Annotated in this window: 33 protein-coding genes; 18 read left to right on the forward strand and 15 right to left on the reverse strand. The window is 74.2% G+C overall.

What is annotated here, in order from left to right; genetic code table 11:
• Window positions 1-227 precede the first annotated feature (227 nt).
• Genes ACQPYX_RS19480 through ACQPYX_RS19490 form a run of 3 tightly spaced genes read left to right on the forward strand, consistent with a single transcriptional unit; the run spans window position 228 to window position 2,309 of the window.
• Window positions 228-1,625, forward strand: coding sequence for a Rieske 2Fe-2S domain-containing protein (locus ACQPYX_RS19480; protein ID WP_433798948.1), 1,398 nt, complete (start codon window positions 228-230; stop codon window positions 1,623-1,625).
• The gene (locus ACQPYX_RS19485; protein ID WP_433798949.1) at window positions 1,622-1,837 is read left to right on the forward strand and encodes a hypothetical protein; all 216 of its coding nucleotides are present in this window, start codon (window positions 1,622-1,624) and stop codon (window positions 1,835-1,837) included. Before ACQPYX_RS19480 ends, ACQPYX_RS19485 begins: the two co-directional genes overlap by 4 nt.
• A 19-nt stretch (window positions 1,838-1,856) precedes the next feature.
• A complete protein-coding gene (locus ACQPYX_RS19490) occupies window positions 1,857-2,309 on the forward strand; it encodes a universal stress protein (protein WP_433798950.1) in 453 nt (150 codons plus the stop codon).
• Here ACQPYX_RS19490 and ACQPYX_RS19495 read toward each other — a convergent pair.
• From ACQPYX_RS19495 to ACQPYX_RS19550, 12 genes are all read right to left on the reverse strand, one after another.
• Window positions 2,293-3,069 (reverse strand): endonuclease/exonuclease/phosphatase family protein, encoded by a 777-nt coding sequence (locus tag ACQPYX_RS19495; RefSeq protein WP_433798951.1) that lies wholly within the window; start codon window positions 3,067-3,069, stop codon window positions 2,293-2,295. The genes ACQPYX_RS19490 and ACQPYX_RS19495 overlap by 17 nt on opposite strands.
• Before the next feature lie 49 nt (window positions 3,070-3,118).
• A complete protein-coding gene (locus tag ACQPYX_RS19500) occupies window positions 3,119-4,306 on the reverse strand; it encodes a cytochrome P450 (RefSeq protein ID WP_433798952.1) in 1,188 nt (395 codons plus the stop codon).
• Between the two features lie 76 nt (window positions 4,307-4,382).
• A complete protein-coding gene (locus ACQPYX_RS19505; RefSeq protein WP_433798953.1) occupies window positions 4,383-5,033 on the reverse strand; it encodes a hypothetical protein in 651 nt (216 codons plus the stop codon).
• Window positions 5,030-5,824: an ABC transporter ATP-binding protein gene (locus ACQPYX_RS19510; RefSeq protein WP_433798954.1), complete on the reverse strand. Its 795-nt coding sequence runs from the start codon at window positions 5,822-5,824 to the stop codon at window positions 5,030-5,032. Before ACQPYX_RS19510 ends, ACQPYX_RS19505 begins: the two co-directional genes overlap by 4 nt.
• Window positions 5,821-6,189, reverse strand: a complete 369-nt coding sequence (locus tag ACQPYX_RS19515; protein ID WP_433798955.1) for a hypothetical protein — start codon at window positions 6,187-6,189, stop codon at window positions 5,821-5,823. The genes ACQPYX_RS19510 and ACQPYX_RS19515 overlap by 4 nt, the downstream gene beginning before the upstream one ends.
• Window positions 6,186-6,506: a PadR family transcriptional regulator gene (locus ACQPYX_RS19520; RefSeq protein WP_433798956.1), complete on the reverse strand. Its 321-nt coding sequence runs from the start codon at window positions 6,504-6,506 to the stop codon at window positions 6,186-6,188. Before ACQPYX_RS19520 ends, ACQPYX_RS19515 begins: the two co-directional genes overlap by 4 nt.
• Window positions 6,507-6,538: 32 nt before the next feature.
• Entirely contained in the window at window positions 6,539-6,895 is a 357-nt protein-coding gene (locus tag ACQPYX_RS19525) for a Rieske (2Fe-2S) protein (RefSeq protein WP_433798957.1), read from the reverse strand.
• A 30-nt stretch (window positions 6,896-6,925) separates the two neighbouring features.
• Complete coding sequence (locus ACQPYX_RS19530) at window positions 6,926-7,129, reverse strand: 2-hydroxymuconate tautomerase (RefSeq protein WP_286055050.1); 204 nt, start codon at window positions 7,127-7,129, stop codon at window positions 6,926-6,928.
• Window positions 7,130-7,137: 8 nt separating this feature from the next.
• Window positions 7,138-7,896: a 2-keto-4-pentenoate hydratase gene (locus tag ACQPYX_RS19535; RefSeq protein ID WP_433798958.1), complete on the reverse strand. Its 759-nt coding sequence runs from the start codon at window positions 7,894-7,896 to the stop codon at window positions 7,138-7,140.
• On the reverse strand, window positions 7,893-8,678 hold the full coding sequence (locus tag ACQPYX_RS19540; RefSeq protein WP_433798959.1) for a 2-keto-4-pentenoate hydratase: 786 nt from the start codon (window positions 8,676-8,678) through the stop codon (window positions 7,893-7,895). The genes ACQPYX_RS19535 and ACQPYX_RS19540 overlap by 4 nt, the downstream gene beginning before the upstream one ends.
• Window positions 8,665-9,477, reverse strand: coding sequence for an IclR family transcriptional regulator (locus tag ACQPYX_RS19545; protein ID WP_433798960.1), 813 nt, complete (start codon window positions 9,475-9,477; stop codon window positions 8,665-8,667). Before ACQPYX_RS19545 ends, ACQPYX_RS19540 begins: the two co-directional genes overlap by 14 nt.
• Entirely contained in the window at window positions 9,478-10,185 is a 708-nt protein-coding gene (locus tag ACQPYX_RS19550) for a hypothetical protein (protein WP_433798961.1), read from the reverse strand.
• Between the two features lie 113 nt (window positions 10,186-10,298).
• On the opposite strand from ACQPYX_RS19550, the gene ACQPYX_RS19555 reads away from it, so the two are divergent.
• The 4 genes from ACQPYX_RS19555 to ACQPYX_RS19570 are packed head-to-tail and all read left to right on the forward strand — an operon-like array spanning window position 10,299 to window position 13,994.
• Window positions 10,299-11,213 carry a catechol 2,3-dioxygenase gene (locus ACQPYX_RS19555; RefSeq protein WP_230748707.1) on the forward strand — a complete coding sequence of 305 codons (915 nt, stop codon included), beginning with the start codon at window positions 10,299-10,301 and terminating at the stop codon, window positions 11,211-11,213.
• 11 nt (window positions 11,214-11,224) lie between these two features.
• Entirely contained in the window at window positions 11,225-12,169 is a 945-nt protein-coding gene (locus tag ACQPYX_RS19560; protein ID WP_433798962.1) for a catechol 2,3-dioxygenase, read from the forward strand.
• On the forward strand, window positions 12,169-13,188 hold the full coding sequence (locus tag ACQPYX_RS19565; protein WP_433798963.1) for a histidine phosphatase family protein: 1,020 nt from the start codon (window positions 12,169-12,171) through the stop codon (window positions 13,186-13,188). The genes ACQPYX_RS19560 and ACQPYX_RS19565 overlap by 1 nt, the downstream gene beginning before the upstream one ends.
• Entirely contained in the window at window positions 13,188-13,994 is an 807-nt protein-coding gene (locus tag ACQPYX_RS19570) for an IclR family transcriptional regulator (RefSeq protein ID WP_433798964.1), read from the forward strand. The genes ACQPYX_RS19565 and ACQPYX_RS19570 overlap by 1 nt, the downstream gene beginning before the upstream one ends.
• A gap of 128 nt (window positions 13,995-14,122) precedes the next feature.
• Here ACQPYX_RS19570 and ACQPYX_RS19575 read toward each other — a convergent pair whose 3' ends face one another.
• Genes ACQPYX_RS19575 through ACQPYX_RS19585 form a run of 3 tightly spaced genes read right to left on the reverse strand, consistent with a single transcriptional unit; the run spans window position 14,123 to window position 15,227 of the window.
• A complete protein-coding gene (locus tag ACQPYX_RS19575; RefSeq protein ID WP_433798965.1) occupies window positions 14,123-14,725 on the reverse strand; it encodes a nitrile hydratase subunit alpha in 603 nt (200 codons plus the stop codon).
• On the reverse strand, window positions 14,722-14,991 hold the full coding sequence (locus ACQPYX_RS19580; RefSeq protein WP_433798966.1) for an SH3-like domain-containing protein: 270 nt from the start codon (window positions 14,989-14,991) through the stop codon (window positions 14,722-14,724). The genes ACQPYX_RS19575 and ACQPYX_RS19580 overlap by 4 nt, the downstream gene beginning before the upstream one ends.
• Complete coding sequence (locus ACQPYX_RS19585) at window positions 14,988-15,227, reverse strand: hypothetical protein (RefSeq protein WP_433798967.1); 240 nt, start codon at window positions 15,225-15,227, stop codon at window positions 14,988-14,990. The genes ACQPYX_RS19580 and ACQPYX_RS19585 overlap by 4 nt, the downstream gene beginning before the upstream one ends.
• A 132-nt stretch (window positions 15,228-15,359) precedes the next feature.
• Between ACQPYX_RS19585 and ACQPYX_RS19590 the strand changes: the two genes are divergently transcribed.
• The 11 genes from ACQPYX_RS19590 to ACQPYX_RS19640 all read left to right on the forward strand — a co-directional run bounded on the left by ACQPYX_RS19590 (window position 15,360) and on the right by ACQPYX_RS19640 (window position 25,481).
• Complete coding sequence (locus tag ACQPYX_RS19590) at window positions 15,360-16,187, forward strand: TetR family transcriptional regulator C-terminal domain-containing protein (protein ID WP_433798968.1); 828 nt, start codon at window positions 15,360-15,362, stop codon at window positions 16,185-16,187.
• Complete coding sequence (locus ACQPYX_RS19595) at window positions 16,184-17,077, forward strand: 3-keto-5-aminohexanoate cleavage protein (protein WP_433798969.1); 894 nt, start codon at window positions 16,184-16,186, stop codon at window positions 17,075-17,077. Before ACQPYX_RS19590 ends, ACQPYX_RS19595 begins: the two co-directional genes overlap by 4 nt.
• Window positions 17,074-17,979, forward strand: coding sequence for a 3-hydroxyacyl-CoA dehydrogenase NAD-binding domain-containing protein (locus tag ACQPYX_RS19600; protein WP_433798970.1), 906 nt, complete (start codon window positions 17,074-17,076; stop codon window positions 17,977-17,979). Before ACQPYX_RS19595 ends, ACQPYX_RS19600 begins: the two co-directional genes overlap by 4 nt.
• Before the next feature lie 209 nt (window positions 17,980-18,188).
• Window positions 18,189-19,334, forward strand: coding sequence for a cobalamin-independent methionine synthase II family protein (locus tag ACQPYX_RS19605; RefSeq protein WP_433798971.1), 1,146 nt, complete (start codon window positions 18,189-18,191; stop codon window positions 19,332-19,334).
• A gap of 48 nt (window positions 19,335-19,382) precedes the next feature.
• Window positions 19,383-20,462 carry an SDR family oxidoreductase gene (locus ACQPYX_RS19610; RefSeq protein ID WP_433798972.1) on the forward strand — a complete coding sequence of 360 codons (1,080 nt, stop codon included), beginning with the start codon at window positions 19,383-19,385 and terminating at the stop codon, window positions 20,460-20,462.
• 54 nt (window positions 20,463-20,516) lie between these two features.
• Window positions 20,517-21,716, forward strand: coding sequence for an acyl-CoA dehydrogenase family protein (locus ACQPYX_RS19615; RefSeq protein ID WP_433798973.1), 1,200 nt, complete (start codon window positions 20,517-20,519; stop codon window positions 21,714-21,716).
• A gap of 55 nt (window positions 21,717-21,771) precedes the next feature.
• Window positions 21,772-22,752, forward strand: coding sequence for a pseudouridine synthase (locus ACQPYX_RS19620; protein WP_433798974.1), 981 nt, complete (start codon window positions 21,772-21,774; stop codon window positions 22,750-22,752).
• Complete coding sequence (locus tag ACQPYX_RS19625; protein ID WP_433798975.1) at window positions 22,737-23,249, forward strand: 2'-5' RNA ligase family protein; 513 nt, start codon at window positions 22,737-22,739, stop codon at window positions 23,247-23,249. The genes ACQPYX_RS19620 and ACQPYX_RS19625 overlap by 16 nt, the downstream gene beginning before the upstream one ends.
• Window positions 23,250-23,262: 13 nt before the next feature.
• Window positions 23,263-24,276, forward strand: coding sequence for a nitronate monooxygenase (locus ACQPYX_RS19630; RefSeq protein ID WP_433798976.1), 1,014 nt, complete (start codon window positions 23,263-23,265; stop codon window positions 24,274-24,276).
• Between the two features lie 60 nt (window positions 24,277-24,336).
• Window positions 24,337-24,864 (forward strand): hypothetical protein, encoded by a 528-nt coding sequence (locus ACQPYX_RS19635; protein WP_433798977.1) that lies wholly within the window; start codon window positions 24,337-24,339, stop codon window positions 24,862-24,864.
• Window positions 24,861-25,481: a hypothetical protein gene (locus ACQPYX_RS19640; RefSeq protein WP_433798978.1), complete on the forward strand. Its 621-nt coding sequence runs from the start codon at window positions 24,861-24,863 to the stop codon at window positions 25,479-25,481. The genes ACQPYX_RS19635 and ACQPYX_RS19640 overlap by 4 nt, the downstream gene beginning before the upstream one ends.
• Window positions 25,482-25,539 lie beyond the last annotated feature (58 nt).

A 25,539-nucleotide genomic window follows, 5' to 3' on the forward strand; every position in this document is an offset into this window, starting at 1 on the left:
CTCCCCTGCCCGCTCCTCCGCCCGCGAGGGTGACGCCAGGCAGCCCGCCGGGCCGCCTGGCCTGCCTGACGTGAATCTCGCGGACGGAGCAGCGGGTCACACGTTCGCGAGGTCGACGTCGGACAGCCCGCCGGGCCGCCGGGGCTGCCTGACGTGCACCTCGGGAGCGGCCCGTGTCCCGCGCTGCGGCACAGCGCGCTTCCGCCCACCACCGGGCGCTCCCTACCGTGACGGGCACCACCACGACACCGCCACGACACCGCCTGGAGGCCGCCGTGCTGACCGCCGAGCAGAACGACGAACTCACCGCCGTCGAACCCGGGACCCGCATGGGCGAGGTCCTGCGGCGCTACTGGTACCCGGTGGCGTTCGCGCGCGAGATGGCGGAGTTCCCGGTCAAGCGGGTGGAGCTGCTGGGCGAGTTCTTCGCGCTGTGGCGCTCGCCGTCGGGCCGCTACGGGATCATCCCGGAGCCGTGCCCGCACCGGAAGGCGTCGATGGCCTACGGCGTCGTCGAGGGCGAGGGGCTGCGCTGCCCGTACCACGGCTGGAAGTTCGACCCCGAGGGCGCGTGCGTCGACCAGCCCGCCGAGAAGGACAACACGAACTTCCAGGGCCGGGTGCGGGCCACCGCCGGCAAGGTCGAGGAGCTGGGCGGGCTGGTGTGGGCCTACGTCGGGCCCGGCCCGGCACCGCTGCTCCCCCGCTTCGACGTCTACGTGATGGACGGGTTCCGCGACATCGGCTGGGCCGACGTCCCGTGCAACTACGTGCAGATCATGGAGAACGCGGTCGACCCGCACCACGTCGAGCACCTGCACGGCCGCTACTTCGAGTTCATCGGCGCGCACGAGGGGTTCACGGCCCCGGCGTCGTTCGGCAAGCGCCACCAGCGCATCGGCTTCGACGCCTTCGAGTACGGGATCATCAAGCGCCGCATCCTCTCCGGCGCCAGCGAGGACAACGACGACTGGAAGGTCGGCCACCCGCTGGTCTTCCCGTACAACATGCGCGTCGGCGGCGGCGGCATCCACCAGATGCAGATCCGGGTGCCGATCAACCGCACCACGACGCGGTTCATGCTCTACACCGTCCACGCGCCCGAGGGCTACGAGCCGATCGAGCAGCCGGCGATCCCGGACTACCGGATTCCCGTGTTCGACGACGAGGGCCGGCACGTCGTCAACTACGTCGAGGGCCAGGACATCATGGCCTGGGCGACGCAGGGGCCGATCACCGACCGCACCACCGAGCACCTGGGCCGGTCGGACATCGGGGTGTCGATGCTGCGCAAGATGTTCAAGCAGCAGATGGCGGCGGTGGAGAACGGCGAGGACCCGCTCGGCACCGTCCGCGAGCCGCACGAGCGCATCGACCTGCCGTGCGAGAAGGACAAGTTCCACGCCGGCGGCGCCCAGTTCGCGCTCGACTTCTGTGACATGGGGTCCACCCGGTTCTCCCCGATGCTCGACACCATCCGCAAGGTGCACCTCTCGGCCGCCGAGCAGGTGGGCAAGGACAAGGCCGCCGGCCGCGACTCCGTCACGCCCGCGGGCGGCATCGGCACCGCGACCCTCGAGCCGGGCACCGAGGCCCAGGTCGACTCCGGGCTCGTCCCGCGGTGACCGTCCCCGACCGCCGGTTCGCCGCCGACGCCGAGGCCCACCGCCGCGACCAGCCGCGGTACTGCCCGGCGTGCGCGGCGACCCTCGAGCTGGCGAGCGAGTTCTGGGAGGGCGACGAGCGCCGCTTCTACTGCTGGTGCGCGGGCTGCGGCTGGACCGGCGAGGTCACGACGACGGGGGCGACCGCGCAGGGGCACGAACCCGAGCACTGAGCCCCCGGTGAGGGGCAGGATGGGCGCCGTGAGTCAGTTCGAGCTCGGCACCGACGGCCCGTCGCTGATCCTCGCCGCCGTCGACGGGTCGACGACGTCCCTGCGGGCGGGGGCCTATGCGGTCGGTCTGGCACGCAGGCAGCGCTCCGAGCTCGTCGTCATCACGGTGACGACGACGCCGGCGCTCTCGGGGATGTCCGCCGACGCGGTCACGGTGCTCGCGGAGTCGGCCCAGGAGCTGGCCAGCGACCTGCACGAGCAGGCGAAGGAGTACCTCCGGCGGATCGAGATGGAGGCGCGGCTGATCGCCGTGCACGGCGACCCCTACATCGAGATCGTGCGCGCCGCCGACGAGCTGCGGGCCGACGCCGTCGTGGTCGGCGCCTCGATGAAGGCCGGCCACCGCTTCGTCGGCTCCCTCGCCGGGCGGCTGATCAAGGCCGGGAAGTGGCCGGTCACGGTCGTGCCCTGACCACCTCGACCACCAGGGCCCGGTGGTCCGAGACCGCCGACGGCACGGCCTCGGCGCGGACGACCTCCAGCGCGTCCGCGTCCCGCGCGAGCACGTGGTCGAGCTGCACCCGGGGGTCCTCGGCCGGGAAGGTCGCGGCCCGCGCCAGCGACCGCCAGTCCGGCAGCACCGCCGGCGGCACCGGACCCGGGAGGTTGAGGTCCCCGAGCAGGACGACGGGCGGCCGGGCGTCGCGCAGCGCACGGGCCAGGCGCAGGAGCTGCACCACGTTCACCCCCGGGGCGAACGACAGGTGCGTGGCCACCACCGTGCCGACCGGGCCCGTCCCGGCGAGCTCGGCGGCCACGGCGACCCGGGGCTCGTCGCGCACGAGGGCGGGACGCCGGGCGTCGATCAGGAGCGGCAGCCGCGCCGGGGAGGACCCGAGCGCGATCCGGCGCCAGCGCGCCACGGGGAGCCGGCTGACCAGGCCCACGCCGTAGGTCGGCTCGGCGTCGGCGTCCCCCACCTCGGCCGGGCGCCAGGACTGCCCCGGCGTGCCGACGAGCGCCGGCACGAACCGGGCGTCGACGGCCCCGAGCGCGCCCGCCACCAGCGACGTCTGGTCGACGTGGCCGCTGCGGTCCTGCCCCCGGTCGACCTCCTGCAGCGCGAGCACGTCGACGTCGAGGGCGGCGACCGCCGCGCGCAGCCGGGCGGGGTCGACGACGCCGTCGGCTGGGGAGCGGCCGTGCAACAGGTTGAACGTCGCCAGGTGCACGGCACGCACCCTCCCCGATCACGACGACGGCCGCCGTGCGGGGTCGGGCTCACCAGGTGAGCGGCAGGCTCCGCATGCCGTAGATGAACGTGCCCTCGCGGAAGTCGGCCCGGGCGAGGTCGGTCACCGGGGCCAGCGTCGGGAACCGGCGCAGCAGCGCGGGGAAGGCCGTCGCCATCTCCATCCGGGCCAGCGGCGCGCCCAGGCAGTGGTGCACGCCGTGCCCGAACGCGACGTGCGGGGCGGCGGCGCGGCCGACGTCGAGGTGGTCGGGGTCCTCGGCGAGCGCCCGGTCCCGGTCGGCGGCCGCGAGCTGGACGAGCACCATGTCGTCCGCCGCGATCGGCTGACCGCCCACCTCGGTGTCGTCGATCGCGACCCGCGGCACCGCCGCGTGCACGATCGACAGGAACCGCATCAGCTCCTCGACGGCCGGGGCGACGGCCTCCGGGTCGTCGCGCAGGACCGCGGCCTGGTCGGGGTGGCGCAGCAGCGCGAGCGTGCCCAGCGCCAGCATGTTCGCCGTGGTCTCGTGGCCCGCGATGAGCAGCAGCGAGGCGATGCCGATCAGCTCGTCGCGGGTCACGTCGTCGCGGTGCTCGCGCACCAGCATGCCCAGCAGGTCGTCGCCCGGGTCGGCCACCGCCCGGTCGACCAGGCCGCCCATGTACTCCCGCGACTCGAGGGCGACCTTCCCGCGCTCGGCCATCGGCAGCGTCAGGTCGATCTGCTGGGAGGCGCGCCGCTGGAAGTCGTCGCGGTCGTCGTAGGGCACCCCGAGCAGCTCACAGATGACGAGGCTCGGGATCGGCAGCGCGAAGTCGGTGACGAGGTCGGCGGGCGGCCCGGCGGCCGCCATGGCGTCCAGGTGCTCGTCCACGATCTCCTGCACGCGCGGCTGCAGCCGCTTGATCCGCTTGACGGTGAACTCGCCGGTCAGCAGGCGGCGCAGGCGCGTGTGCTCCGGCGGGTCGAGGGCCAGCAGCTGCCCGGCCCGCATCTGCTCGGGGTCGATCCCCGGCATCGGCACCACGGGCACCCGCTGGTTGGAGAACCGGGTGGCGTCGCCCAGCACCTCGCGGGCCTCGTCGTAGCGGGTGACCAGCCACGCCTCGCGGCCGAGCGAGTCGTGCACGCGCTCCAGCCCGGGTCGGTCGCGCAGCGCGCTGATCTCCGCGGGCGGGTCGAACTGGTCGCGTTGGACGTGCAGGGGCAGTTCGCTGGCCTCGACGGACACGGTGGTGACTCCTCACGACGGCGGCACCACCGACCGTAACACCGCAAACGGGAGCACGCTTCCGCTTACGCGGCCCTCACCCGCGGCGTCGCGCCACGACCCACCACACGGTCCCCGCCGCGACCAGCAGGAGGACGGCCACGACGAGGTCCACCGGTCGGACACCGCCCGCGTCCACCGCCCGCACCGTCGTCCCCACCGGCGGCAGCCAGGGCGTGGTCGCGACACCGACCACCACGACGAACGCCGCCGCCGCGCTCGCTCCGGGGCGCGGGACCACCGGCGGCGCACACACCAGCCCGACCGCGGTCCCCGCCACCGCTGCCGTGACGTGCGCGAGCACGGCACCGCCGACCGTCGCCGGCGGGAAGCCCCCGTGCAGGACCGCCGGGAGTCCGACGGCGAGCAGCACCGGCCCGAGCGCGAGTACCGTCGCGGCGACGACCGTCGCCGCGACCCACCGCCCCGGACCGCCCACGGCGGCCGCCGCGACCGGGCGGAGCTCCCCCGTCCCCGTCGCCGCGACCGTGAGCCAGGCGCTCGCCGCGCAGAGCGCCGGGGCCGTGACCGGCCACGGCCCCGGCGCGGGCGACGGGTCGTTCACCACGAGCACGACCACCAGCACCGCGAAGAGCACCATCGGCACGAGGCAGCGCTGGCCCCCGACGATCTCCGCGAGACGGAGCGCGGCCAGGGCCCGGAGCCGCCGGACGTCGCCCGCGATCACGCGGTGCGCTCCGGCAGGCGCGTCACGTCCACCACCGAGCACCCCGCGGCGAGGGCCGACGCGAGCCAGCGGTCGACGTCGGGGGCCGGGACGGTGACGACGAGGACGTCGCCCTCGTGGCGGCGGGTGGTGACCGGAGGCAGGGCGGCGGCGGTACGGCCGTCGCACGACACCGCGATCCGGGTCCGCCCGACCGGTCGGGGCACGACCCGGGTGAGCGTCCCGTCCGCGAGCCGGTGCACCACGGCGCCGGGCAGGGCCGCGGCCCGGCCGGAGTGGTCCGCGACGAGGACCTCCCGGGGCGCCGGGGCCGCGAGCAGGGCGCCCACGGCGTCCGCCGCCTCGTCGTCGAGCGCCGTCCAGGGCTCGTCGAGCACCACGAGACCACGGTGGACGGCCAGCGCCTGGGCCAGCCCCACCTTCGTCCGGGTGCCCGCCGAGAGCCCGTCGACCGGGCCGTCGAGGTCGTCGTCGACGCCGAGGTGGTCGAGGACGTCCAGGGCGGCCCCGCGCCGCAGACCGTGGACGGCGTCGAGGTGGTGCAGGAGGCGCCGGACGGAGAGCCGCGTCGTCGGGAACGGGGTCGGCAGGAGACCGACGACGGCCGGTCGGCCCGCGACGACGCCCGCGGTGGGCCGCAGCACCCCGGCCGCGATCCGCAGCAGGGTCGACTTGCCGGTGCCGTTGCCCCCGGTCACGACGACGGGCCGTCCCGGCACCGTCCGCAGGTCGACCCCGTCGAGCACCCAGCCCGTGCCCCGATGACGGTGGCGGACACCGTGCAGCCTCACGGCGACGACCGGTGCAGCCGCCAGCAGCACACGAGCGTCGCGGGCAGCGCGACGAGGTAGCCGAGGACCTCGCGTCGGCGCCCGGGGCCGTCGCCGACCGCGTCGAGCACCGCGGCCATCTCCGCCCGCCAGTCCTCGCGGGCGCCGGGCGGCAGCAGACCGCCGAGCCGCGCCAGCGCCCGCCGGTCGAGGTGCGGCGCCCGCAGGGCGGTGCCCAGCGTCAGCAGGGCCGAGGCCACCAGGAACGACGCCAGCACACCCCACGCCCGGGCCAGCGCCGGGTCGGTCACCCGCGGCGCGAGCACCAGCGCCACCGTCACCAGGACGAACGGCGCGAGCCAGAGGCGTGGGCGCGCGGCGCTCACGAGGAGGCCCCCGGCAGGGCGTCGCCGACCGCGCCCGGTGCCGCCGGTCCCGCCGCCGTCGCGTGGACGGCCCGGGCCCGACCCGTCGTCGTCAACCGGTAGTACCGGCGCGGGGGGCGGCCCTCGGCCCGCCCGACCTCCGGGTCCTCCCAGACGTCCTCCACCCACCCGGCGGCGACGAGACGGGCGAGGATCGGGTAGATCGTGCCCGCCTTCAGGCCGGTCGCGCGTCCGATCTCGAAGCCCCAGGCCCGTTCGCGGTCGAGCAGGGCACCCAGGACCGCCGCGGTCTGCGGGGTCATCCTGGGCCCGGTCACCCGAGAAGTCTATCTAGGTAGAGCGCGAGCGGTCACTCCCCCCGCGCGTGCGACCGCAGACGCTCCGACCAGGACAGCGCGGGGGGCGGCTCGCCCACGTCGGCGAACCGTGCACCGTCGCGCTCGACCACGGGGTACACGCCGAGCCGGTGCTGGTCCGTGGTGTGGCACGCCCCGGTGTCGAGGTCGAAGCGGTACCAGTGCCACGGGCAGCGGACCTCGCCGTCACGGATCCGGCCCTCCACCATCGGCCCGCCCCGGTGCGGGCAACCGGCGTCGGTCACCCGCACCGCCCCGTCGTCGGGCACGAACACCGCGAACTCCCGGCCGTCCGGGCTCGCGACCGTCCACGCGGTGCGGCCCCCGGGATCGCCGAGAGCGACCCACATCAGCCCTGCCCTCCCGTCGCTCCAGTCGCCCTACCGCCGCCCGGACGCCCGCAGCTCGGCCAGCGACTCACCGCCGACGAACCAGTGCTCGGGCTCGCACTCGGTGACGACGACGCGGACGTTGCCCGCCGGCGCGCCGACGGCCTCCGACACGGCGGCCGTCACCTTCTCCCCGAGCGCGGCGAGCTGCTCGGGGGTGCGCCCGCGGGCGAGGGTGATCTGGACGAGGGGCACGGTTCCTCCTAGGCGACGGGCATCTCGACGGTGCCGAGCCGGTCGATCGACACGGTCACCACGTCGCCGGGCGCGACGGGCGTGGCGGCGGTGAGCCCGCCGGAGAGCACGACCTCGCCCGCGCGGAGCCCTTCGCCGGAGAGTGCGAGGCGCCGCACGAGCCAGGCGACCGCGGCCGCGGGGTGGCCCAGCGACGCGGCGCCCGAGGCCGTCGCGACGAGCTCGCCGTTCTTCTCCAGCACGACGCCCACCAGGCGGACGTCGATCCCGGCGGGCGGCACTGGGGTGCCGACCACGTACCGGGACGCGGAGGTGTTGTCGGCGACGACGTCGGCCATGGTGAAGCGGTAGTCGCGGAACCGGGAGTCGAGCACCTCGATGCCGACCGCCAGCCCCGAGGTCGCGGACAGCACGTCGACCGCGGTGCAGTGCGCGCCGTGCAGGTCGCGGCCCAGGACGAACACGATCTCCGGCTCGGCACGCGGCTGGATCAGCTCGCCGGCCGCCAGTGGCTCGCCGAGGTCGAGCGCGGCCGCGGCGGGGAGGAAGCCGCACACCGGGGCCGACACCCCGACCTGCGCCTGCTTCGCCCGCGACGTCACGCCGAGCTTCCACCCGGCGAGCGGGCCCGCCTGGTCGCGCAGCACCCGCTGCACGGCGTAGCCGCCCTCCAGGTCGAGGTCGGGATACTCGTCGGTGAGCGGCTCGATGGCCGTGCGCTCCGCGACCGCCTTCGACAGCCGAGCCGCCAGTTCCTCGTGGTTCACGGGGCCACCCTGATGCTGATCGGACCGAGGCGGTCGAACTCCGCCCGGTACACCTCACCCGCCGCCATCGGGACCGCCGCGTGCAGCGCGCCGGTCATGATCAGGTGGCCAGGTTCCAGCGCCACGCCGTGCTCGCCGAGCACGTTCGCGAGCCAGGCCACCACCGCGAGCGGGTCGCCGAGCGCCGCGGCTCCGGCGCCGGTGTCGAGCAGCTGGCCGTTGCGGGTCAGCGTCATCCCGACGAGCCGCGTGTCCAGCCCCTCGAGCGGCACCAGCCGCGACGACACGGCCACCGCGCCGTTCGAGGCGAGGTCGGCGACCGTGTCGGCGAGCTTGATGCGCCAGTCGGCGATGCGGGAGTCGACGATCTCCATGGCCGCCGCCGCGCCGGCGACCGCGCGGGCCGCGTCCGTCGGGCCGACGCCCGGCCCCGCCAGCCGCTCCCCCATCACGAAGACGATCTCGGCCTCGACCTTCGGGGCGATGAAGTCCGCCAGCGAGAGCACGTCGCCGTCGCGGTAGACCGTCGAGGCGAGCACCGGGCCGTGGTCGGGCGTGTCGACCCCGACCATCCGCTGCATGGCCGTGGACGTGAGCCCCACCTTGTAGCCGACGACCCGGTCACCGTCGGCGAGCAGCAGCGGCACGAGTTCCCGCTGGATCGCGTAGCCGTCGGCCATCCCGAGCGACGGATCGTCGTCGGTGAACGGCGGGATCGGGGTCCGCGTGCGCCGCGCCTCGTAGAGCGCGCGCGCCTTGGCCTCCGGGTCAGACACGGGCATGGACGGGTTCCTCGATCCTTCCGGACGACGACGTTGCTGGGCTCTCGGGGCTCCACCCGAGCCGCCGTGACACGGCCTCCCCGGCCTCCACCACCCACTGGACCAGCTGCTCGCGCGGGAGCGCGAGGAAGCGCGTGGCCGGGGCGCCGACGCTGATCGCGGCCACGACGTCCCCGCCCGGCCCGCGCACCGGGGCGGCGAGCGAGGCGACGCCGATCTCGCGCTCGTCGATCGCCTCCGCCCAGCCCCGCCGCGCGACCACGGCGAGCTCGGCGCGGACCGCGTCCGGCGCGACGATCGTGTTCGGGGTGAGGGCGGGGAAACCGCGCCCGATGATTGCCTCCTGCCGCTCGGCGGGCATCGCCGCCAGCAGCACCTTCCCCGAGCTGGTGCAGTGCAGCGGCACGCGGCGCCCGGTCTCGTGGAACAGCCGCAGCGAGTGCGTGCTCTCCAGGCGGTCGACGTAGACGACCTCGTCGCCGTCGAGCACGCCGACCTGCGACGACTCCCCCGTCTGCGCCCGCAGCTCGACGAGCACCGGTCCGGCGGCGGCGTGCAGGTCCATGTGCGAGCGCACGGCCTCGCCCAGCTCGAACATCACCATCCCGAGGCGGTAGCCCCCGTTCTCGGCCCGGGTCACGAGGCCCTCGGCCGCGAGGGTGGCGAGCAGCCGGTGCACGGCGGACTTGCCGAGCCCGAGCCGGCGCGCCAGCTCGGAGACCCCGAGCGTCTCCTCCCGGGACAGGAACGCCTTGAGCAGGCGCGCGGCGTTCGTCACCGACTGCAGCGTCGCGTCCATTCACACCGCTCCCGCGGTACCGGCCGGGGTGCCGCCGAGGGCGGTGACGAGCACGCGGCGCACGGCGTCGGGATCGACCGCCGCCCCGGGCCGCAGGGCGGCGTCCACCGCCTCGGTGACGGGGGCGTTGTGCGGTGCGATCGCCCGGGCCAGCAGCACCTGGGCCCGCGCGAGCCCCGCGGTCGCCGCGCCCTGCATCTCGTCGACCAGGACCTCCCGGCCGCGGGCGCGCGAGCGCAGGGCGTCGAAGTCCCGGGCCGCGGCGGAGTGCCCGGCGGCGAGGCCGGACCCGACGTGCCCCGCGTGGTGCGGCGAGAGCCCGGAGCCGGGCTGCGTCACGAGGTGGTAGAGCACCGTGGAGATGCCCAACGTGCCGCGGACGTCGTCGGGACGGGGCCCCTGCCCCTCGTCGATGAGGCCGAGCGCAGGCAGCACCACCGGGTCGTAGAACCGGACGACCCAGTCCAGGCCCTCGAGCGAGCCGGGCAACTCGACCTCCTCGCCGCGCAGCGGCCCGAGCGGCTCGGTGGTCGCGAGGACGTGCAGGTGCCGGGCGCCGGCGGCGACGACGGTGAAGCGCCCCGCCGCGAGCAGCGGCATGCGGCCCCGGACGGCGGGCGGGAAGGTCGCCGCCTGCTGGGCGTACGCGGCGTGGATGCCCTCGACGTAGCCCGCGACGGCCCGGCGCATCGCCATCGGGTCGGCCACGTCGCCTCCTCGTCGGTCCCCGGATGGCGTTCCGGAGATCGGAACGCCGCCTCTTCTCCCCGGAACGCTAGGGCGGTTAGCGTCGTGACGTCAAGCACACCCAGGAGGTGTACATGGGCATCCTTCGCCTCGCCCACGTCGACGTCCGGACCCCCGATCTCGACCTCTCGACGGCCTACTACACCGAGGTCATGGGCCTGCAGCAGGTCATGCGCACCGAGGACGCGGTGTACCTCAAGTGCTGGGACGAGGAGGACCACCACTCCCTGCGGATGCGCTACAACCCGCGCACCGGGCTCGACTCCTTCACCTTCCGCGTGGAGGCCGAGGACGACCTCGCCGACTTCGAGAACAAGGTCGAGGCCTACGGGTGCCCGACGAGCCGGGTGAGTCGCGGCGAGGCGGTCGGGCAGGGCGAGTCACTGCGTTTCGAGGTCCCGAGCGGCCAGATCATGGAACTGGTCTGGGACATCGAGAAGACCGGCAACCTGCTCGGCAAGCACAACCCGGCGCCGACCCCGCCGCCCGACCTGCCCGGCATCGCGCCCCCGCGCATGGACCACATGCTGGTCAACGCCGAGGAGGTCGCCGAGGCCGCCACGTTCTTCATCGACGTGCTCGGGCTGCGGATGACCGAGCAGGTCCTCGACGGCAACGGCCACCAGCTCGGCGTCTGGCTCGCCGGCCGGACCAACTCCCCGCACGACATCGCGATCGTCAACGGCCCGAACGGCGCCCTGCACCACTGGGCCTACTGGCTCGACGACTGGGACCACATCCGCAAGGCCGCCGACACGCTCGCCTACAACGGCGTGCAGATCGACCAGGGCCCGACGCGCCACGGGGTCACCCGCGGCAACACCATCTACTTCTTCGACCCGCTCGGGATCCGCAACGAGGTCTTCACCGGCGGCTACTGGGTCGACCCCGACACCGAGATCCTCACGTGGACCGAGGACAACTTCGGCAAGGGCCTCTTCTACTACGAGAACGTCGTCAGCCAGCGCTTCCTGCGCATGCACACGTGAGGGAGCGACCGATGCCGAACAACTCCACGTCCGACCGCATCCTGCGGCTGCAGCACGTCGAGATCCGCGTCCCGGACCTCGAGCTCGCGACCGCCTACTACACCGAGGTGCTGGGGCTGATCGAGACCGCGCGCGACGAGCGCGACGGCGCCGAGCGCGTCTTCCTCAAGTGCTGGGACGAGCGCGAGCACCACTCGGTGATCCTGCGCTCGGCGCCCACCCACGGCCTGGACCACATGTCGTTCAAGCTGCACGCCCCGGAGGACCTCGACCACTTCACGACGAGGCTCGAGGCGGCCGGGGTGCCCGTGAAGCGGTTCGCCGCACGCGAGCTCGGCCCCGGCTGGGGCGAGGCGATCCGGTTCGAGGCGCCGTCGGGGCACCTCGTCGAGCTGACCCACGGCACGGAGCGCATCGGGAACATGCTGCCGATGCAGAACCCGCCGCCCCGCCCGCAGGACCTGGTCGGTATCGCGCCGCCGCGGCTGGACCACGTCTTCGTCATGGCCGAGGACGTGGAGGCGTTCACCGCGTTCTTCACCGAGCTGCTCGAGTTCCGCCTCACCGAGCAGATCCTCGCCAACGACGGCCACCAGCTCGCCACGTTCCTCGAACACTCGCACACCCCGCACGACATCGCCGTGATCACCGGCCCGAACGGCGCGCTGCACCACTTCGCGTTCTGGATGGACGACTGGAACGGCATCCGCGACGCGGCCGACACGCTCGCCTACCACGGCGTGACCATCGACGTGGCCCCCACGCGCCACGGCGTGACCCGCGGCTACACCACCTACTTCTTCGACCCCGCCGGCAACCGGAACGAGCTGTTCACCGGCGGCTACTGGGTGGACCCGGACTTCGAGCCGATCACCTGGACCGAGGAGGAGATGGGCCGGGCCATCTTCTACTACCACCGCCAGGTCAACGAGCGCTTCTTCACGGTGCACTCCTGATGGCCCGCGACCCGCGGTCGGTGGACCGCTACGAGACCCCGGACTACCTCTCGCGCTACCGGTCCCGCCGGCAGGTGCAGGAGTCCGAGGCGCCCGCGGAGGAGGGCGTGCCGCTCTACCTGCGCCGCTTCCGCGAACGGACCACGGCCTCGTCGGGAACCGAGACCAGCGTCTCCTACGAGGGCGAGCGCTTCGCCCCGGCCCTCGCCGAGGCCAGCCGTGGCAAGGAGATCGCCGCGCCGGTCGAGCGCAAGGCGTCGGAGAAGATCGTCTGCGAGATCTCGATCATCCGGCACGGCATCACCCAGGGGTACTCGACCGACGCCGGCCTGACGCCGATGGGCGCGTGGCAGGCGCACCGTCGTGGCCACGAGCTGGCGCGGCGCTGGTCGGACGGGGACCGGGTGCTGCTCGTCTGCGCCGACACCAACCGGGCCCGCCAGACCGCCGACCAGCTCTTCCGCGGCGCGAAGGACGGGCTGTCGATGTGGGGCATCGACGCGGAGATCACCGACAAGGAGCCGATCCCGGAGCTGCGCAACTTCGGGGTGTGGACCCCCGACGGGCTGCGCGACGTGACCTCGGCGTTCCGGCAGTACCAGGCGACGAACGAGACGCTGGAGCGGCTCGCCATCGGGGACCGGCCGCGGTGGCTCGTCGAGATCGACCGGTTCTACCGGACCCAGCTGGGCGGGGCCGACCCGATCCAGGAGTGGCTGACGATCCCGATGATGTACTTCGAGCCGCCCGCGATGTGCGTCCGGCGGTTCTGGCGGGGGTTCCACCGGCTGATGCACGAACAGCCCGACCACCAGCGGATCCTCGCGGCGACGCACTCCGGCCCGATGCGCGCCTTCGCCACCTGGGCGCACGGCTACGACCCCGGCGAGCCCCTCAACACCGAGGAGATCCGGATCAAGATGCGGGAGGGCGGGCGCACCGCGTTCGTCTCCTACCGCAACCGCGTCACCGAGGTGAACGTGCCGCCGCCCGACGAGTTCCCGAACTGGGAGGCGTGATGACCGTCCTGCCCTTCACGGCGCCGGTGCCTCCCGACGACGCCGAGGACTCGCCGCTGCGGTCGGTGTCCACGGCGGTGGCGGTCCTCGACTGCTTCACCGACGCCCCCGAGCTCGGGGCGACGAAGGTCGCGGCCCGGCTCGGGATCGCGAAGTCCACCGCGTGCCGGATGCTCGCCGCGCTCGCGGCCGGGGGGCTGCTGGAGAAGGCCGGCTCGGGGCGGTACCGCCTCGGGCTGCGGCTCTTCGAGTACGGCCAGCTCGCGGTGGACCGGCTGCTGCTGCGCGAGGTCGCGATGCCGGTGCTCGGCGAGCTCCGGGAGACGGTGCGCGAGACCGTGCAGCTCGGCGTCGCGGTGGGCACCGACGTGCTCTACCTCGAACGGCTGGAGACCGAGGGTGCCGGCCTGCGCTTCCGCACCGACTACCACCGCAACCCGGCGCACTCGTCGTCGATCGGCCGGGTCCTCGCGGCCTCCGACCCGTCCCTGACGATCGCGATCCTCGAGCGGGGCCTGGAGCGCCGGACGCCGTTCACGGTGGTCGACCCGCGCCGCTGGCGGCAGACGCTCGTCCAGACCCGGGAGCAGGGCTACGCCACGTGCCGCGACGAGTACGACCAGGGCTGGTCGTCGATCGCGGCGCCGATCCTCACCGGGACCTCCGGGCGGCGGCGGGCCGTCGCGGCGGTGTCGGTCGTGGGCTCGACGGGCCGGGTGCTCGGTCCGCGCAAGCCCGCCCTCGTCCAGGGTGTGCGTCGGGCCGCGGAGCGGATCTCGGTCGCGTTGGAGCGCGCGACGTCGTAGAGCACCTCCCGGTGCAAGCAATGCGTCACTGCTTGCACCCAGTGACAGGAAAGGCGGCATCGTCGGCGACCGGCCGACGGAGCCGCTTTTTCTGGCGTCCAGTGCAAGCAGTGACGCATTGCTTGCACTCAGGGGCGGGGCACCGCCACGCCGATCAGGCAGTCCCGGGTGACGAGGTCCAGCTGCCGGTCCTCGGACAGGTCCGCGGCCCCGTCCGGCGCCATCGGCACCACCATGTACCGCGCCTCGGCGCTGGCGTCCCACACCCGGACCTCGGTCGCGTCGGGCAGCGTCGTCCCGAACTCCGCGAGCACGCCGCGGGGGTCGCGCACCACCCGCGAGCGGTAGGCCTCTGACTTGTACCAGGCGGGCGGCGGCCCGAGCCACGCCAGCGGGTAGCAGGAGCACAGGGTGCAGACGACGACGTTGTGCACCTCGGGCGTGTTCGCCACCGCGTGCAGCCGGATGTCCGAGGAGTAGCCGCCGCCGGACACCCCGAGCTCGGCGGCCGCCCCACCGGCGTCGTCGAGCAGCCGCTCGCGGTACCCGTCGTCGTTCCAGGCGCGGACGACCATGAGCGCCCCGTTCAGCGGCGACACCGACGACCCGAGCAGCTCGATCCGCCGGTCGATCTCCTCGCGGTCGACGATGCCGCGCTCCTCGGCGAGCGCCAGCAGCACGTTCACCCGGGCCTGCAGCTCGCCGTTGCGGTGGTGGCCGGACCCGCTCATGCGCGCTCCAGGTAGGTCTCGAACAGGTCGACGTGCACACGGTCGTTCGGCCCGGCGTCCGGACCCCACAGCTCGGTGGCGGCGAAGGCCACCGTCCAGATCTCCTCGCGCCGCGCGTCGGCGCCGACCGCCGCGGCCTCGTCGGGGAAGCGCCCGTCCCCCACCGACCGCACCACGACCCCGGTCCGCCCGCGCACGTACGACGGCGCCCGGTTGTGCCCCGGCGGGTTCAGCACGCGCACCCGCACCCGGTCGCCGGGCCTCACGGCAGCAGCCGTTCCACCGCGTAGAGCCACCGCTCGTAGTAGGGCATCGCGTAGTACTCGGCGGGCGGGATCTGCTCCATGGTGTGCCGGAACTCGTCGAGCGTATAGACGCCCGCCGCCACGCACGCCTGGTTCAGGGCGAACACCTGCGCCTCCCACACGGACTCGAAGCCGTGACCTTCCTCGGGCAGGTCCCCGAACCCGTGCATGCCACCGACGTCGTTCGCGTAGGCCACGCCCCGCAGTCTCACGAGGGGAACCCTCGCACCACAAGAGCGCTCGAGACCTCCCCGCACGATCGCAAGCACCCGACTGACTGAACAGTCAGGACTTGCGATTCAGGCAACGTCCGCCCTACCGTCGACGGCATGACCGACGACGTCCGGCACCGGGTCCGCGCGGCCGTCGACGCCGCGGGTTCCCGACGACGGGTCGCGGCGGCGGTCGGGCTCGACGAGACCAAGCTGTCGAAGGCGCTCGCGGGCCGGCGCCGCTTCACGCCCGACGAGCTGGACCGGATCGCCGCCGCCACCGGCACCGACCTCGCGTGGCTCCTCCGCGGCGACGGAGCAGCGCCGGTCACCGCCGCGTCCGACCTCATCACCCCGCGCCCGGAGCCCGACGACGCCCGCAAGCGCATCCTCGACGCCGCCTGGACCCTCATCGCCACCCGCGGCTACCACCGGGTGCGCATCGCCGACGTCGCCGAGGCGGCCGGCACCAGCAGCGCGACGGTGCACTACCACTACGCCGACAAGGAGGCCCTGCTCGACGAGGCCCTGCGGCACGACGTGGAGCTCGCCCACGACCGGCAGGCCGCCGCGCTCGCCGGGATCGACGACCCGGTCGCACGGCTGGAGACGCTGCTCGACCTCCAGATGCCCGACGGCCCCGTGCTCGAGCCGGAGTGGTCGATCTGGATGCAGGTGTGGGTCGAGGCGGTCACGGGGTCCCGGCACCGCGAGCTCTACGCCCGCGCCCAGGACCGCTGGTTCCGCACCGTGCTGCTCACCCTCGAGGCCGGCGCCGAGGCCGGGGTGTTCACTGCCGGCGACCAGGAGCTGCGGGCCCGCCAGCTCACCGCGCTCGTCGACGGGCTGGGCGTCGGCGTCATGACCGGCGCCTCGACCCCGGCGCAGATGCGCGCCGCGCTGCACGACTTCACCACGTCCGTCGTCCGGAAGGACCCCGCATGAGCCGTCCCCGAACCCGCCGGGTGGTCATCACCGCCGCGCTCACCGGCGCCGCCGACTCCCCCGCGAAGAGCCCGCACGTCCCCGTCACCCCGCAGCAGATCGCCGACGACGCCATCGCCGCCGCCCGCGCGGGCGCCGCGGTCGTCCACGTGCACGTCCGGCACCCCGAGACCGGCATCCGGTCCCGCGACGTCGCGCTCTACCGGGAGGCCGCCGGGCTCATCCGGGCGAGCGACGTCGATGTCGTCCTCAACCTCACCGCGGGCATGGGCGGCGACCTCGTGGTCGACGACGAGGACCCGCTGAAGCCCGTCGACGGCACCGACCTGGTCAGCCAGCGCGACCGGATGCCGCACGTCGAGGAGCTCCTCCCCGACATCGCGACCCTCGACTGCGGGTCCTACAACTTCGGCGACGGCCAGGCGCTCTACGTCTCGACGACCGCGATGCTGCGCGAGGGCGCGAAGCGGTTCCAGGAGCTCGGCGTGAAGCCGGAGCTGGAGGTGTTCGACTCGGGCCAGCTGTGGTTCGCGAAGGTGCTGCGTGAGGAGGGCCTCATCGACGCCCCCGGCCTGTTCCAGCTCTGCATGGGCGTGCCCTACGGCGCCCCGGCCGACCCCGGCCTGCTGATGGCGATGGTCAACCAGCTTCCCGACGACGCCGAGTTCACCTCGTTCGCCCTCGGCCGCGACCAGCTGCCGTGGGTCGCGCAGTCGGTCCTGCTCGGCGGCCACGCCCGCGTCGGGCTGGAGGACAACCTCTACCTCTCCCGTGGCGTCAAAGCGACGAACGCGCAGCTCGTGGACCGCGCGGTGACGATCGTCGAGTCGCTCGGCTCGACCGTCGCCACGCCCGACGAGGCGCGCGAGATCTTCGGACTGCAGCGGTGATCGCCTGCATCGGCGCCGGTGTCATCGGCGGCGGCTGGGCGGCGTACTTCCTGGCGCGCGGCCACGACGTCGTCGCCTGGGACCCGGCGCCCGACGCCGAGGCGCGGCTGCGCACGGTCGTCGAGGCGGCCCGTCCCGCTCTGAACTCCCTGGGCCTTCCCGACGACGCGTGGGGCACGTTGACCGTCGCCGGTTCGCTCGCCGAGGCCGTGCGGGACGCCGAGTTCGTGCAGGAGTCGGCGCCCGAGGACCTCGAGCTGAAGCGGTCCCTGCTCGCCGACCTCGCGGCCGCGACGGGGCCGGACACGATCGTCGCGTCGTCGACCTCGGGGTTCCCGATGACCGACATGGCGGTGCGCGCGGCGGACCCGTCGCGGCTCGTCGTCGGGCACCCGTTCAACCCGCCGTACCTGATCCCGCTGGTCGAGGTGGTCGGCGGCGCGGCGACCGCACCCGCCGTCGTGCAGCGGGCCGCGGCCTTCTACCGGCAGCTCGGCAAGTCGGTGATCGAGATGGACCGGGAGGTGCCGGGCTTCGTCGCGAACCGGCTGCAGGAGGCGCTGTGGCGGGAGGCGCTGCACATGGTGGCCAACGGGGAGGCGACGGTCGAGCAGATCGACGCGTCGATCACCGAGGGACCCGGACTGCGCTGGCCGGTGCACGGGCCGTGCCGCACGTTCCACCTCGCCGGTGGGGAGGGCGGGATGGCGCACATGCTCGACCACTTCGGCCCGTCGCTGCAGGCCCCGTGGACGCGCCTGGACGCCCCGGAGCTGACGCCCGAGCTGCGGGACGCGATGGTGGCCGGGACGGCGACCGACCGGTCGTTCGCGGAGTTGGTCGCCGAACGGGACCGGGCCGTCATCGCGATCCGCCGGGCCGTGGAGGGCGCGCGGGGCTGAGATCCCGGCGTGCCGTTGACGGAGGTGCGGCCCTCATCGCAGCAAGATCGTCACGCGCCGAGCGATGTGCTCGCTCAGCGCGCACATCGCTCGGCGGGACGGGATCTTCGGCCGGACCCGCGGGCTCGTGCGGCCTCCACCACGTCCCGCGTGCCGCACACGGGAACGTCACGGTGTCTCCCACGCGGAGCCGTTCCTAGCGTCGGGGCATGCAGCGCAGCGGAGAGCGGATCCTCACCACCCACGTCGGCAGCCTCGCCCGCCCGGAGGCGCTGCTCGACACCATGCGGGAGAAGGAGCACGGCCGCCCGTACGACGAGGCCGGCTTCGCCAAGCAGGTCACCGAGGCCGTCCGCGACGTGGTGCACCAGCAGGTCGAGGTCGGCCTCGACGTCGTCACTGACGGCGAGATGGGCAAGGTCAGCTTCGCGACCTACATCCAGGACCGCCTCGAGGGCTTCTCCCCCAGCAGCGGGGAGAAGCTGCTGCCGCCGTCGTGGCGCCTCGAGCTCGACGCGTTCCCGGAGTACTACGAGCAGTACATGGGGAAGTACACGAAGACCGTGGCGCCGATGGTGACGGTCGCCTGCGTCGGGCCCGTCTCCTACTCCGGCCACGACCAGCTGCGCACCGATATCGACAACCTGCGCGCCGCGCTCGTCGGGGTCGACGCCACCGAGGCCTTCATGCCGTCGACGTCACCCCGGGGCTTCGGGCGCAACGAGTACTACGCGACCGACACCGAGTACTACACCGCCGTCGCCGAGGCGCTGCGCGAGGAGTACCTGGCGATCGTCGACGCCGGGTTCCTGCTGCAGATCGACGACCCGTGGCTCGTCGAGATCCTGTCCGACCCGCAGCTCGCGCCCGAGGAGCGGCAGCGCACCGCGGCCGAGCACGCCGAGATCGTCAACCACGCGCTGCGCGACATCCCGACCGAGCGGATCCGCCTCCACACCTGCTACGGCCTCAACCACGGGCCGCGCATCCACGACATCACGATGGCCGAGGTGGCCGGACCGATGCTGGCGATCCGGGCAGGGGCGTACTCGTTCGAGGTCGCGAACCCGCGGCACATGCACGAGTGGACGATCTGGGGCGACGCCGACCTGAAGCGCCGGCTCGGCGACGCGATTCTCGTCCCCGGCCTGCTCGGGCACGCGCAGAACTACGTCGAGCACCCGGACCTGATCGCCGAGATGCTGCGCCACTACGTCGATGCGGTGGGCCGCGAGCAGGTGATCGCCGGCGCCGACTGCGGGTTCTCCTCGCGGGCGAGCTACCAGCCCGAGGTGCACCCGACGGTGGTGTGGGAGAAGTTCCGGGCCCTGCGCGCGGGTGCGGACCGGGTCTAGGCCGAGCGCCCGGAGATTCGACCGCGGCGGACCGGGCACCCGCCGGGCATGCACGCGCTCTCCCGCCCCCTGATCGTCGGCGTCACCGGGATCGTCGGTCACGCCCTCGCCGAGCGGCTGACCGTCCGCGGTGGCCACGTCCTGGGCCTGTCGCGGCGGTCGTCGTCGACCGTCCGTGAGGTCGAGGGCCTGCACGCCGATCTCACCGACCCCGCCGCGCTGCGCGAGGCGATCGCCGGCACCCGCCCGACCTCGGTCTTCCTCACCGCCTGGGCCCGCCAGGACAGCGAGGAGGAGAACATCCGGGTCAACGGCGGGATGGTGCGCGACGTCCTCGCGGCCGCGGGCGCCGAGGGCACGGTGCAGCACGTCGCGCTGATGACGGGTCTGAAGCACTACCTCGGGCCGTTCGAGGCCTACGGCCAGGGCGACATGCCGGAGACGCCGTTCGTGGAGACCGAACCGCGCCTCGACCACCCGAACTTCTACTACGCCCAGGAGGACGAGCTCTTCGCCGCGGCGGCGGAGCACCGGTTCTCGTGGAGCGTGCACCGGGCGCACACGGTCGTCGGTTACGCGGTTGGCAACGCCATGAACATCGCGTCCACGCTCGCCGCCTACGCTGCCCTGTGCCGCGAGACCGGGCGGCCGTTCACCTTCCCCGGCTCGCAGCAGCAGTGGGACGGGCTCACCGACATGACCGACGCCGGGCAGGCCGCCGAGCACATGATCTGGGCGACCGGCTCGCCGGCGGCGCACGACCAGGCGCACAACGTCGTCAACGGCGACGTCTTCCGCTGGCGGTGGATGTGGCCGCGGCTCGCCGAGCTGCTCGGGGTGAAGGCCGAGGGGTTCGACGGCACGGTGCGCCCGCTCGAGGAGCAGACGGCCGACATGGACGACGTCTGGGCCCGGATCGCCGAGCGCGAGCACCTCGTCGAGTCCGACCTGGGCCGCGTCGCCTCGTTCTGGCACACCGACGGCGACCTGGGCCGCGACATCGAGTGCCTGACGGACATGTCGCGCTCGCGCCTGGCGGGGTTCACCGGATACGTCCGCACGCTCGACGCGTTCGCGGCCGTCTTCGACCGTCTCGCCGCCGACCGTATCGTCCCGCACGTGCGGTAGGTGACCTGCGCCCGCACAGGTGCGGGAGGGCCCGTCGTCGGGAAGACACACCGCATGAGCTGGAGCCGGAAGAACCTCGAGGGCGTCGAGACGCTGGCGCCCGGGGCGAGCGTGTACCTGACGCCGGAGCGCCGTGAGCTCCAGGAGACCGCGCGGCGGTTCGCCATGGAGGAGGTCCTCCCGGTCGCCGACGAGCTCGACCCACAGCGGGGCGAGATCCCCGACGAGCTGATGGCGCGGCTGGCGGAGCTCGGCTACTTCGGGGTGATGATCGACCGCGAGCACGGCGGGCTCGGCCTCGGCGTCCTCGAGTACGCACTGATCTGCGAGGAGCTCGCGCGGGCGTGGATGAGCGTCGCGAGCATCATCGCCCGCGGCAACGGCACGGGGTGCGCCGGGCGGCCGGACCTGCTCGCGCGCTCGGCCCGCGGCGAGTGGATCGGCGGGATCGCGTTCTCCGAGCCGTCGGCCGGCTCCGACCTGGCGAACGTCGGCTGCCACGCCGAACGCGACGGCGAGGAGTGGGTGGTCAGCGGGACGAAGCGCTGGGTCGGGCACGCGAAGCGCGCGGACTTCCTGCACCTGCTCGCCCGGACCCGCGAGCCGCGGGAGGGCCGGGGGCGCTCCGACGGGCTGGAGCTGTTCCTGGTCGAGAAGGCGCGCGGGGCGTTCCCGGAGGGCGTGACGGGCACCCCCATCGACAAGATCGGCTACTACGGTCTGACGACGTGGGAGCTGCAGCTCGACGGCCTGCGGCTCCCGGCGGACGCGCTGCAGGACACCGGGCAGGACGAGGGCCAGGGCTTCAAGGAGTCGCTGCGCTGGCTCGGGCCGGCGCGGGTGCAGACGGCCGCGCGGGCGGTGGGTCTCGCCCGCGGGGCCGTGGAGGACGCGATCGCCTACGTGAAGCAGCGCGTGCAGTTCGGGCACCCGATCGGCGACCAGCAGGTCATCCGGCACGCGCTGGCCGACCTCTCCGCCGACGTCGAGGCGGCCCGGCAGCTCTACCTGCACGCCGCGTGGCTGGTGGACTCGGGTGCGCCGGCCGACGTCGAGACCTCGCAGGCGAAGCTCGTCGCCTCCGAGACCGCGGAGCGGGTGACCTCGCGGGCGCTGCAGATCTTCGGCGGCAACGGCTACACCACCGAGTACTCCGCCGAGCGGTACTGGCGCGACGCCCGCCTGACGACGATCTTCGAGGGCACGTCGGAGATCCAGCGCAAGATCGTGTCGGACGCGCTGCTGGCCGACTGACTGCAGCGTGAGGGGAACCCTCGTGCCATCAGAGCGCTCGAATCCTCCCCTCACAATGGGACCCGTGCGTCCGCCACCGTCCCTGCCGCCCCGGTTCGGGCTCGACCCGGCGCGGATGCGGCTGCCGGTCTCGGACGAGTGGGCGACGATCCGCGACCACCTCGTGACGCGGGTGCCTCTCCCGGCCGCGCAGGTCGACGCCATGTTCGACGCCGGGCGCTTCCACGACAGCGAGGGCCCGCTGCCGATCGACGCGCCCTACGTCAGCGGCGGGTCGGTGTGGTTCCACCGGGACCTTCCCGACGAGGCTCCGGTGCCGTTCGGCATCGACGTCGCGTTCTCCGACGGCCGCGTCCTGGTCGCCGACAAGCCGCACTTCCTCGCGACGATCCCGCGCGGGCGGCACATCCGGGAGACCGCGCTCGTGCGGCTGCGCGACGAGCACGGCCTGCCCGACCTCTCCCCCGCCCACCGGCTCGACCGGGTCACGGCCGGACTGGTGCTGTTCGTGATCCACCGCGAGGACCGGGGGACGTTCCAGAACCTGTTCCGCGACCGCCGGGTGACCAAGACCTACGAGGCGGTCACCCGCTACGACCCGACGCTCCCGACGAGCCAGGTCGTCCGGTCCCGGATCGTCAAGGAGCGCGGCATCGTCACCGCCCGGGAGGTCGACGGCGAGCCGAACGCCGAGACGCTCGTGGAGCTGCTGGACCACCGCGACGACCCGGTGCTCGGCCCGGTCGCGCGGTACCGCCTGACGCCGCGCACGGGCCGCACCCACCAGCTGCGCCTGCACCTGACCTCGCTCGGCGTCCCGATCCTCGGCGACCCGTTCTATCCCGAGCTCCGCGACGTGCCGCTCGACGACCTCCGCGCGCCGCTGCAACTGCTGGCCCGGACGCTCTCGTGGCCCGACCCCGCCTCGGGCGAGGCCGTCACGGTGCACTCGCGACGGACGCTGCTGGCGTGGGACGACGCGGCGGGCTGGCTCGCGGGCCCAGCGGGTATGACCCCCCGGTGCCCGACCCGCTGATCGTCTCCGCCGTCCTCGCCCCCGACGCCCAGGCCGACCTGGACGCACAGCGCCGACGCTGGTTCCCGGCGGACCGCCTGCACGTCGGCGCGCACATCACGCTGTTCCACGCGCTGCCCGGGGAGCGGCTCGACGAGGTGCGGACGCAGCTGCGCCGGCTCACCGCCGGGGAGCGGCCGGCGATCCACGTCGGCGAGCCGTTCAAGCTGGGCCGCGGGGTGGGCCTGCGGCTGGCGTCCTCGGCGCTCGAGGGGATCCGGGCCGCGATCGCCCGGCGCTTCGAGGCCGACCTCACCGACCAGGACGCCCGCCGCTGGCGCCCGCACGTGACGATCCAGAACAAGGTGACGCCCGAGGAGGCCCGCCGCACGCTCGAGACCGTCCGGGAAACGCACGTCCCGTACGACACCGACGTCGATGCCCTCGCCCTCTGGCACTACCGTGGCGGCCCGTGGGAGGCGGCGGGGGACTTCAGGTTCGGCGAGACCGACGGGTGAGCGGGGACGTCCGGTGAACCCGGTCGTCGCGGCGCCGATGGCCGGGGGGCCGTCCACGCCGGCGCTGGTGGCGGCCGTCGCGCGGGCCGGCGGCTTCGGCTATCTGGCCGCGGGCTACCTCACCGCCGACGCTCTCGCCGCCCAGCTCGCCGAGCTGCGCCAGCGCTCCGAGGAGCCGTTCGGGGTGAACCTGTTCCTGCCCGACCCGAGCCCGCGCACCCGTCGTCGGGACCGGGCCGTGGCGGCCTACGCGAGACGCATCACCGGGGAGGCCCGCGCGGTGCTCGTCGAGCTCGGCGACCCGCACCCCGCCACCGATCCCGACGACGGCCCGGGCCTGGACGCCAAGATCCGGGTCCTGGCCGCGGACCCGCCCGACACGATCAGCGTCACCTTCGCCCTGCCGGACGCGGACCGCCTCGCCGCGCTGCGGGCCACCGGGGCACGGCTGCTGGCCACCGTGACGAGCCCCGAGGAGGCCCGGGCCGCCGCGGACGCCGGTTTCGACGGCCTCGTCGTGCAGGGCACCGACGCGGGTGGGCACCGTGGGACGCACGCGGTCGCGGTCGAGCCGAACGACGTCGACACGATCGACCTGGTCCGGGCGCTCCGGCCGCACACGGCCCTGCCGCTGGTGGCCGCGGGCGGGATCGCGGACGCCGCCGGGGTGCGCCGCGCACTGGACGCCGGCGCGGAGCAGGTCCAGCTCGGCACCGCGTTCCTGCGCACCGACGAGGCCGGGACGTCCGCGACCCACCGCGACGCGCTCGCCGACCCCGCCTTCTCCGGCACCACCGTCACCCGCGCCTTCACGGGCCGCGCCGCGCGGGCGCTGACCAACCGCTTCGCCGTCGAGCACGGGCCGGCCGCCCCGGCCGCCTACCCGGAGCTGCACCACCTGACGCGGCCGGTGCGCACCGCCGCCGCGAAGGCCGGCGACACCGAGCGGCTGCACCTCTGGGCCGGCGTGCACTTCCGCCGCGCGACCGACGGACCGGCCGCCGAGGTGGTGCGCGCCCTGCTCTGATCGGACGCGTCTGCCCTCGGTCGTTCGGGTACCACGACCCGCCGAACGGGAGGAGGACCCATGTCCGACGGTGCCGAACCCACCGACACCAGTATGACCGAGCGCGCGGGCCACCGGCTCGCGGGCGCCGTGAAGAAGGCGGCCGGAGCGGTCACGGGCAACGACACGCTGCGCGCCGAGGGCGAGTTGCAGACCGAGCGGGCCGACGCCGAGAAGGAGGCGCAGCGCGCCGAGGCGGAGGCCCGGCAGAAGCGCGAGGAGGCCGAGGCCGAGGCCCGCGCGGAGGAGCTGCGCCTCGAGCGCGAACGGCTGGCGGCGCAGGACGCCCGCAGCGAGCGCGAGGACCGGGCCGAGGCCGAGCGCCAGGCCCGCGAGCAGCGGATCGAGGCCGAGACCGCGCAGCGGGAGCGGGTGGTCTCGCAGACGGCGCAGGCCCAGGAGCGGGCGGCGCAGCGCGACGAGGCGGAAGCCGTGCGCGAGCGCGGCGAGGCGGAGGCACGCGTGCGCGACGAGGAGGAGCGGGCCGAGCAGGCCCGCCGGTCCGCGCGCACGCTCGAGGCGGTCGAAGAGTCCGAGGAGGACCGATGAGCAACCCGGTGTCGGCGGTGGCGGGGCCGGTGATCTCGCTGGGGTTCGGCGTCGTGCGCCTGCCCGTGGGGCTCCTGGCCCAGGTCACCGGCAACGGCGGCAACAAGGAGTGGGGTCCGTCCCTGGCGGTCGACGCCGTCGAGGGCGGCGTGCGCCAGGTGCTCGGGTCGCTGCTGGGCGACCCCGACCTCGCCCGCCAGGGCCACGTCACCGACGCCCGCGTGCAGCAGCGCACGGAGGCCGCCGAGCGCGACGAGGCCGCGCAGGCCCGCCGCGGCGTGGCCGACGAGCGGCTCCAGCAGCGACGCGAGCGCGACCAGCAGACCCGGCGGAAGGCCCGCGAGGCCGAACAGCAGCAGCACCAGCGGCTGGAGCAGGAGAAGCAGCAGCGCGCGCAGCAGGAACGCGAGCGCGAGCAGCAGCGCAAGCAGGCCGCGCGCCGCGACGAGCAGCGTGCGCAGGAGGTGGCCGACTCCCACGCCCACGAGGCGCGCCGCACCCGCGTCGAGGCGGAGTCCGAGGCCGTCGAGGCCGAGCGGGAGGCCGCGGCCGCCAAGGCCGAGGCGCTGGAGGTCGCCGAGGCGAAGCGCTCGGCGAAGAACGCCCGCAAGCGCTGACGCCGGTCCCGGCGGGGTCTCGTGACCCCGCCGGGCTCGGACGTCCCGGTGAGCCGGG

The organism is Actinomycetospora sp. CA-084318 (genome assembly GCF_050955885.1).
Classification (GTDB): Bacteria; Actinomycetota; Actinomycetes; order Mycobacteriales; family Pseudonocardiaceae; genus Actinomycetospora.

Excerpts from the sequence above, each read along its gene's own strand:
- ACQPYX_RS19565 (WP_433798963.1), top strand. The coding sequence starts at position 12,169 with ATGGCCCGCGACCCGCGGTCGGTGGACCGCTACGAGACCCCGGACTAC.
- ACQPYX_RS19635 (WP_433798977.1), top strand. The coding sequence starts at position 24,337 with ATGTCCGACGGTGCCGAACCCACCGACACCAGTATGACCGAGCGCGCG.
- ACQPYX_RS19620 (WP_433798974.1), top strand. The coding sequence starts at position 21,772 with ATGGGACCCGTGCGTCCGCCACCGTCCCTGCCGCCCCGGTTCGGGCTC.
- ACQPYX_RS19560 (WP_433798962.1), top strand. The coding sequence starts at position 11,225 with ATGCCGAACAACTCCACGTCCGACCGCATCCTGCGGCTGCAGCACGTC.
- ACQPYX_RS19490 (WP_433798950.1), top strand. The coding sequence starts at position 1,857 with ATGGGCGCCGTGAGTCAGTTCGAGCTCGGCACCGACGGCCCGTCGCTG.
- ACQPYX_RS19570 (WP_433798964.1), top strand. The coding sequence starts at position 13,188 with ATGACCGTCCTGCCCTTCACGGCGCCGGTGCCTCCCGACGACGCCGAG.
- ACQPYX_RS19540 (WP_433798959.1), bottom strand. The coding sequence starts at position 8,678 with ATGCCCGTGTCTGACCCGGAGGCCAAGGCGCGCGCGCTCTACGAGGCG.
- ACQPYX_RS19555 (WP_230748707.1), top strand. The coding sequence starts at position 10,299 with ATGGGCATCCTTCGCCTCGCCCACGTCGACGTCCGGACCCCCGATCTC.
- ACQPYX_RS19525 (WP_433798957.1), bottom strand. The coding sequence starts at position 6,895 with ATGTGGGTCGCTCTCGGCGATCCCGGGGGCCGCACCGCGTGGACGGTC.
- ACQPYX_RS19595 (WP_433798969.1), top strand. The coding sequence starts at position 16,184 with ATGAGCCGTCCCCGAACCCGCCGGGTGGTCATCACCGCCGCGCTCACC.
- ACQPYX_RS19545 (WP_433798960.1), bottom strand. The coding sequence starts at position 9,477 with ATGGACGCGACGCTGCAGTCGGTGACGAACGCCGCGCGCCTGCTCAAG.
- ACQPYX_RS19575 (WP_433798965.1), bottom strand. The coding sequence starts at position 14,725 with ATGAGCGGGTCCGGCCACCACCGCAACGGCGAGCTGCAGGCCCGGGTG.
- ACQPYX_RS19590 (WP_433798968.1), top strand. The coding sequence starts at position 15,360 with ATGACCGACGACGTCCGGCACCGGGTCCGCGCGGCCGTCGACGCCGCG.
- ACQPYX_RS19610 (WP_433798972.1), top strand. The coding sequence starts at position 19,383 with ATGCACGCGCTCTCCCGCCCCCTGATCGTCGGCGTCACCGGGATCGTC.
- ACQPYX_RS19615 (WP_433798973.1), top strand. The coding sequence starts at position 20,517 with ATGAGCTGGAGCCGGAAGAACCTCGAGGGCGTCGAGACGCTGGCGCCC.
- ACQPYX_RS19605 (WP_433798971.1), top strand. The coding sequence starts at position 18,189 with ATGCAGCGCAGCGGAGAGCGGATCCTCACCACCCACGTCGGCAGCCTC.
- ACQPYX_RS19640 (WP_433798978.1), top strand. The coding sequence starts at position 24,861 with ATGAGCAACCCGGTGTCGGCGGTGGCGGGGCCGGTGATCTCGCTGGGG.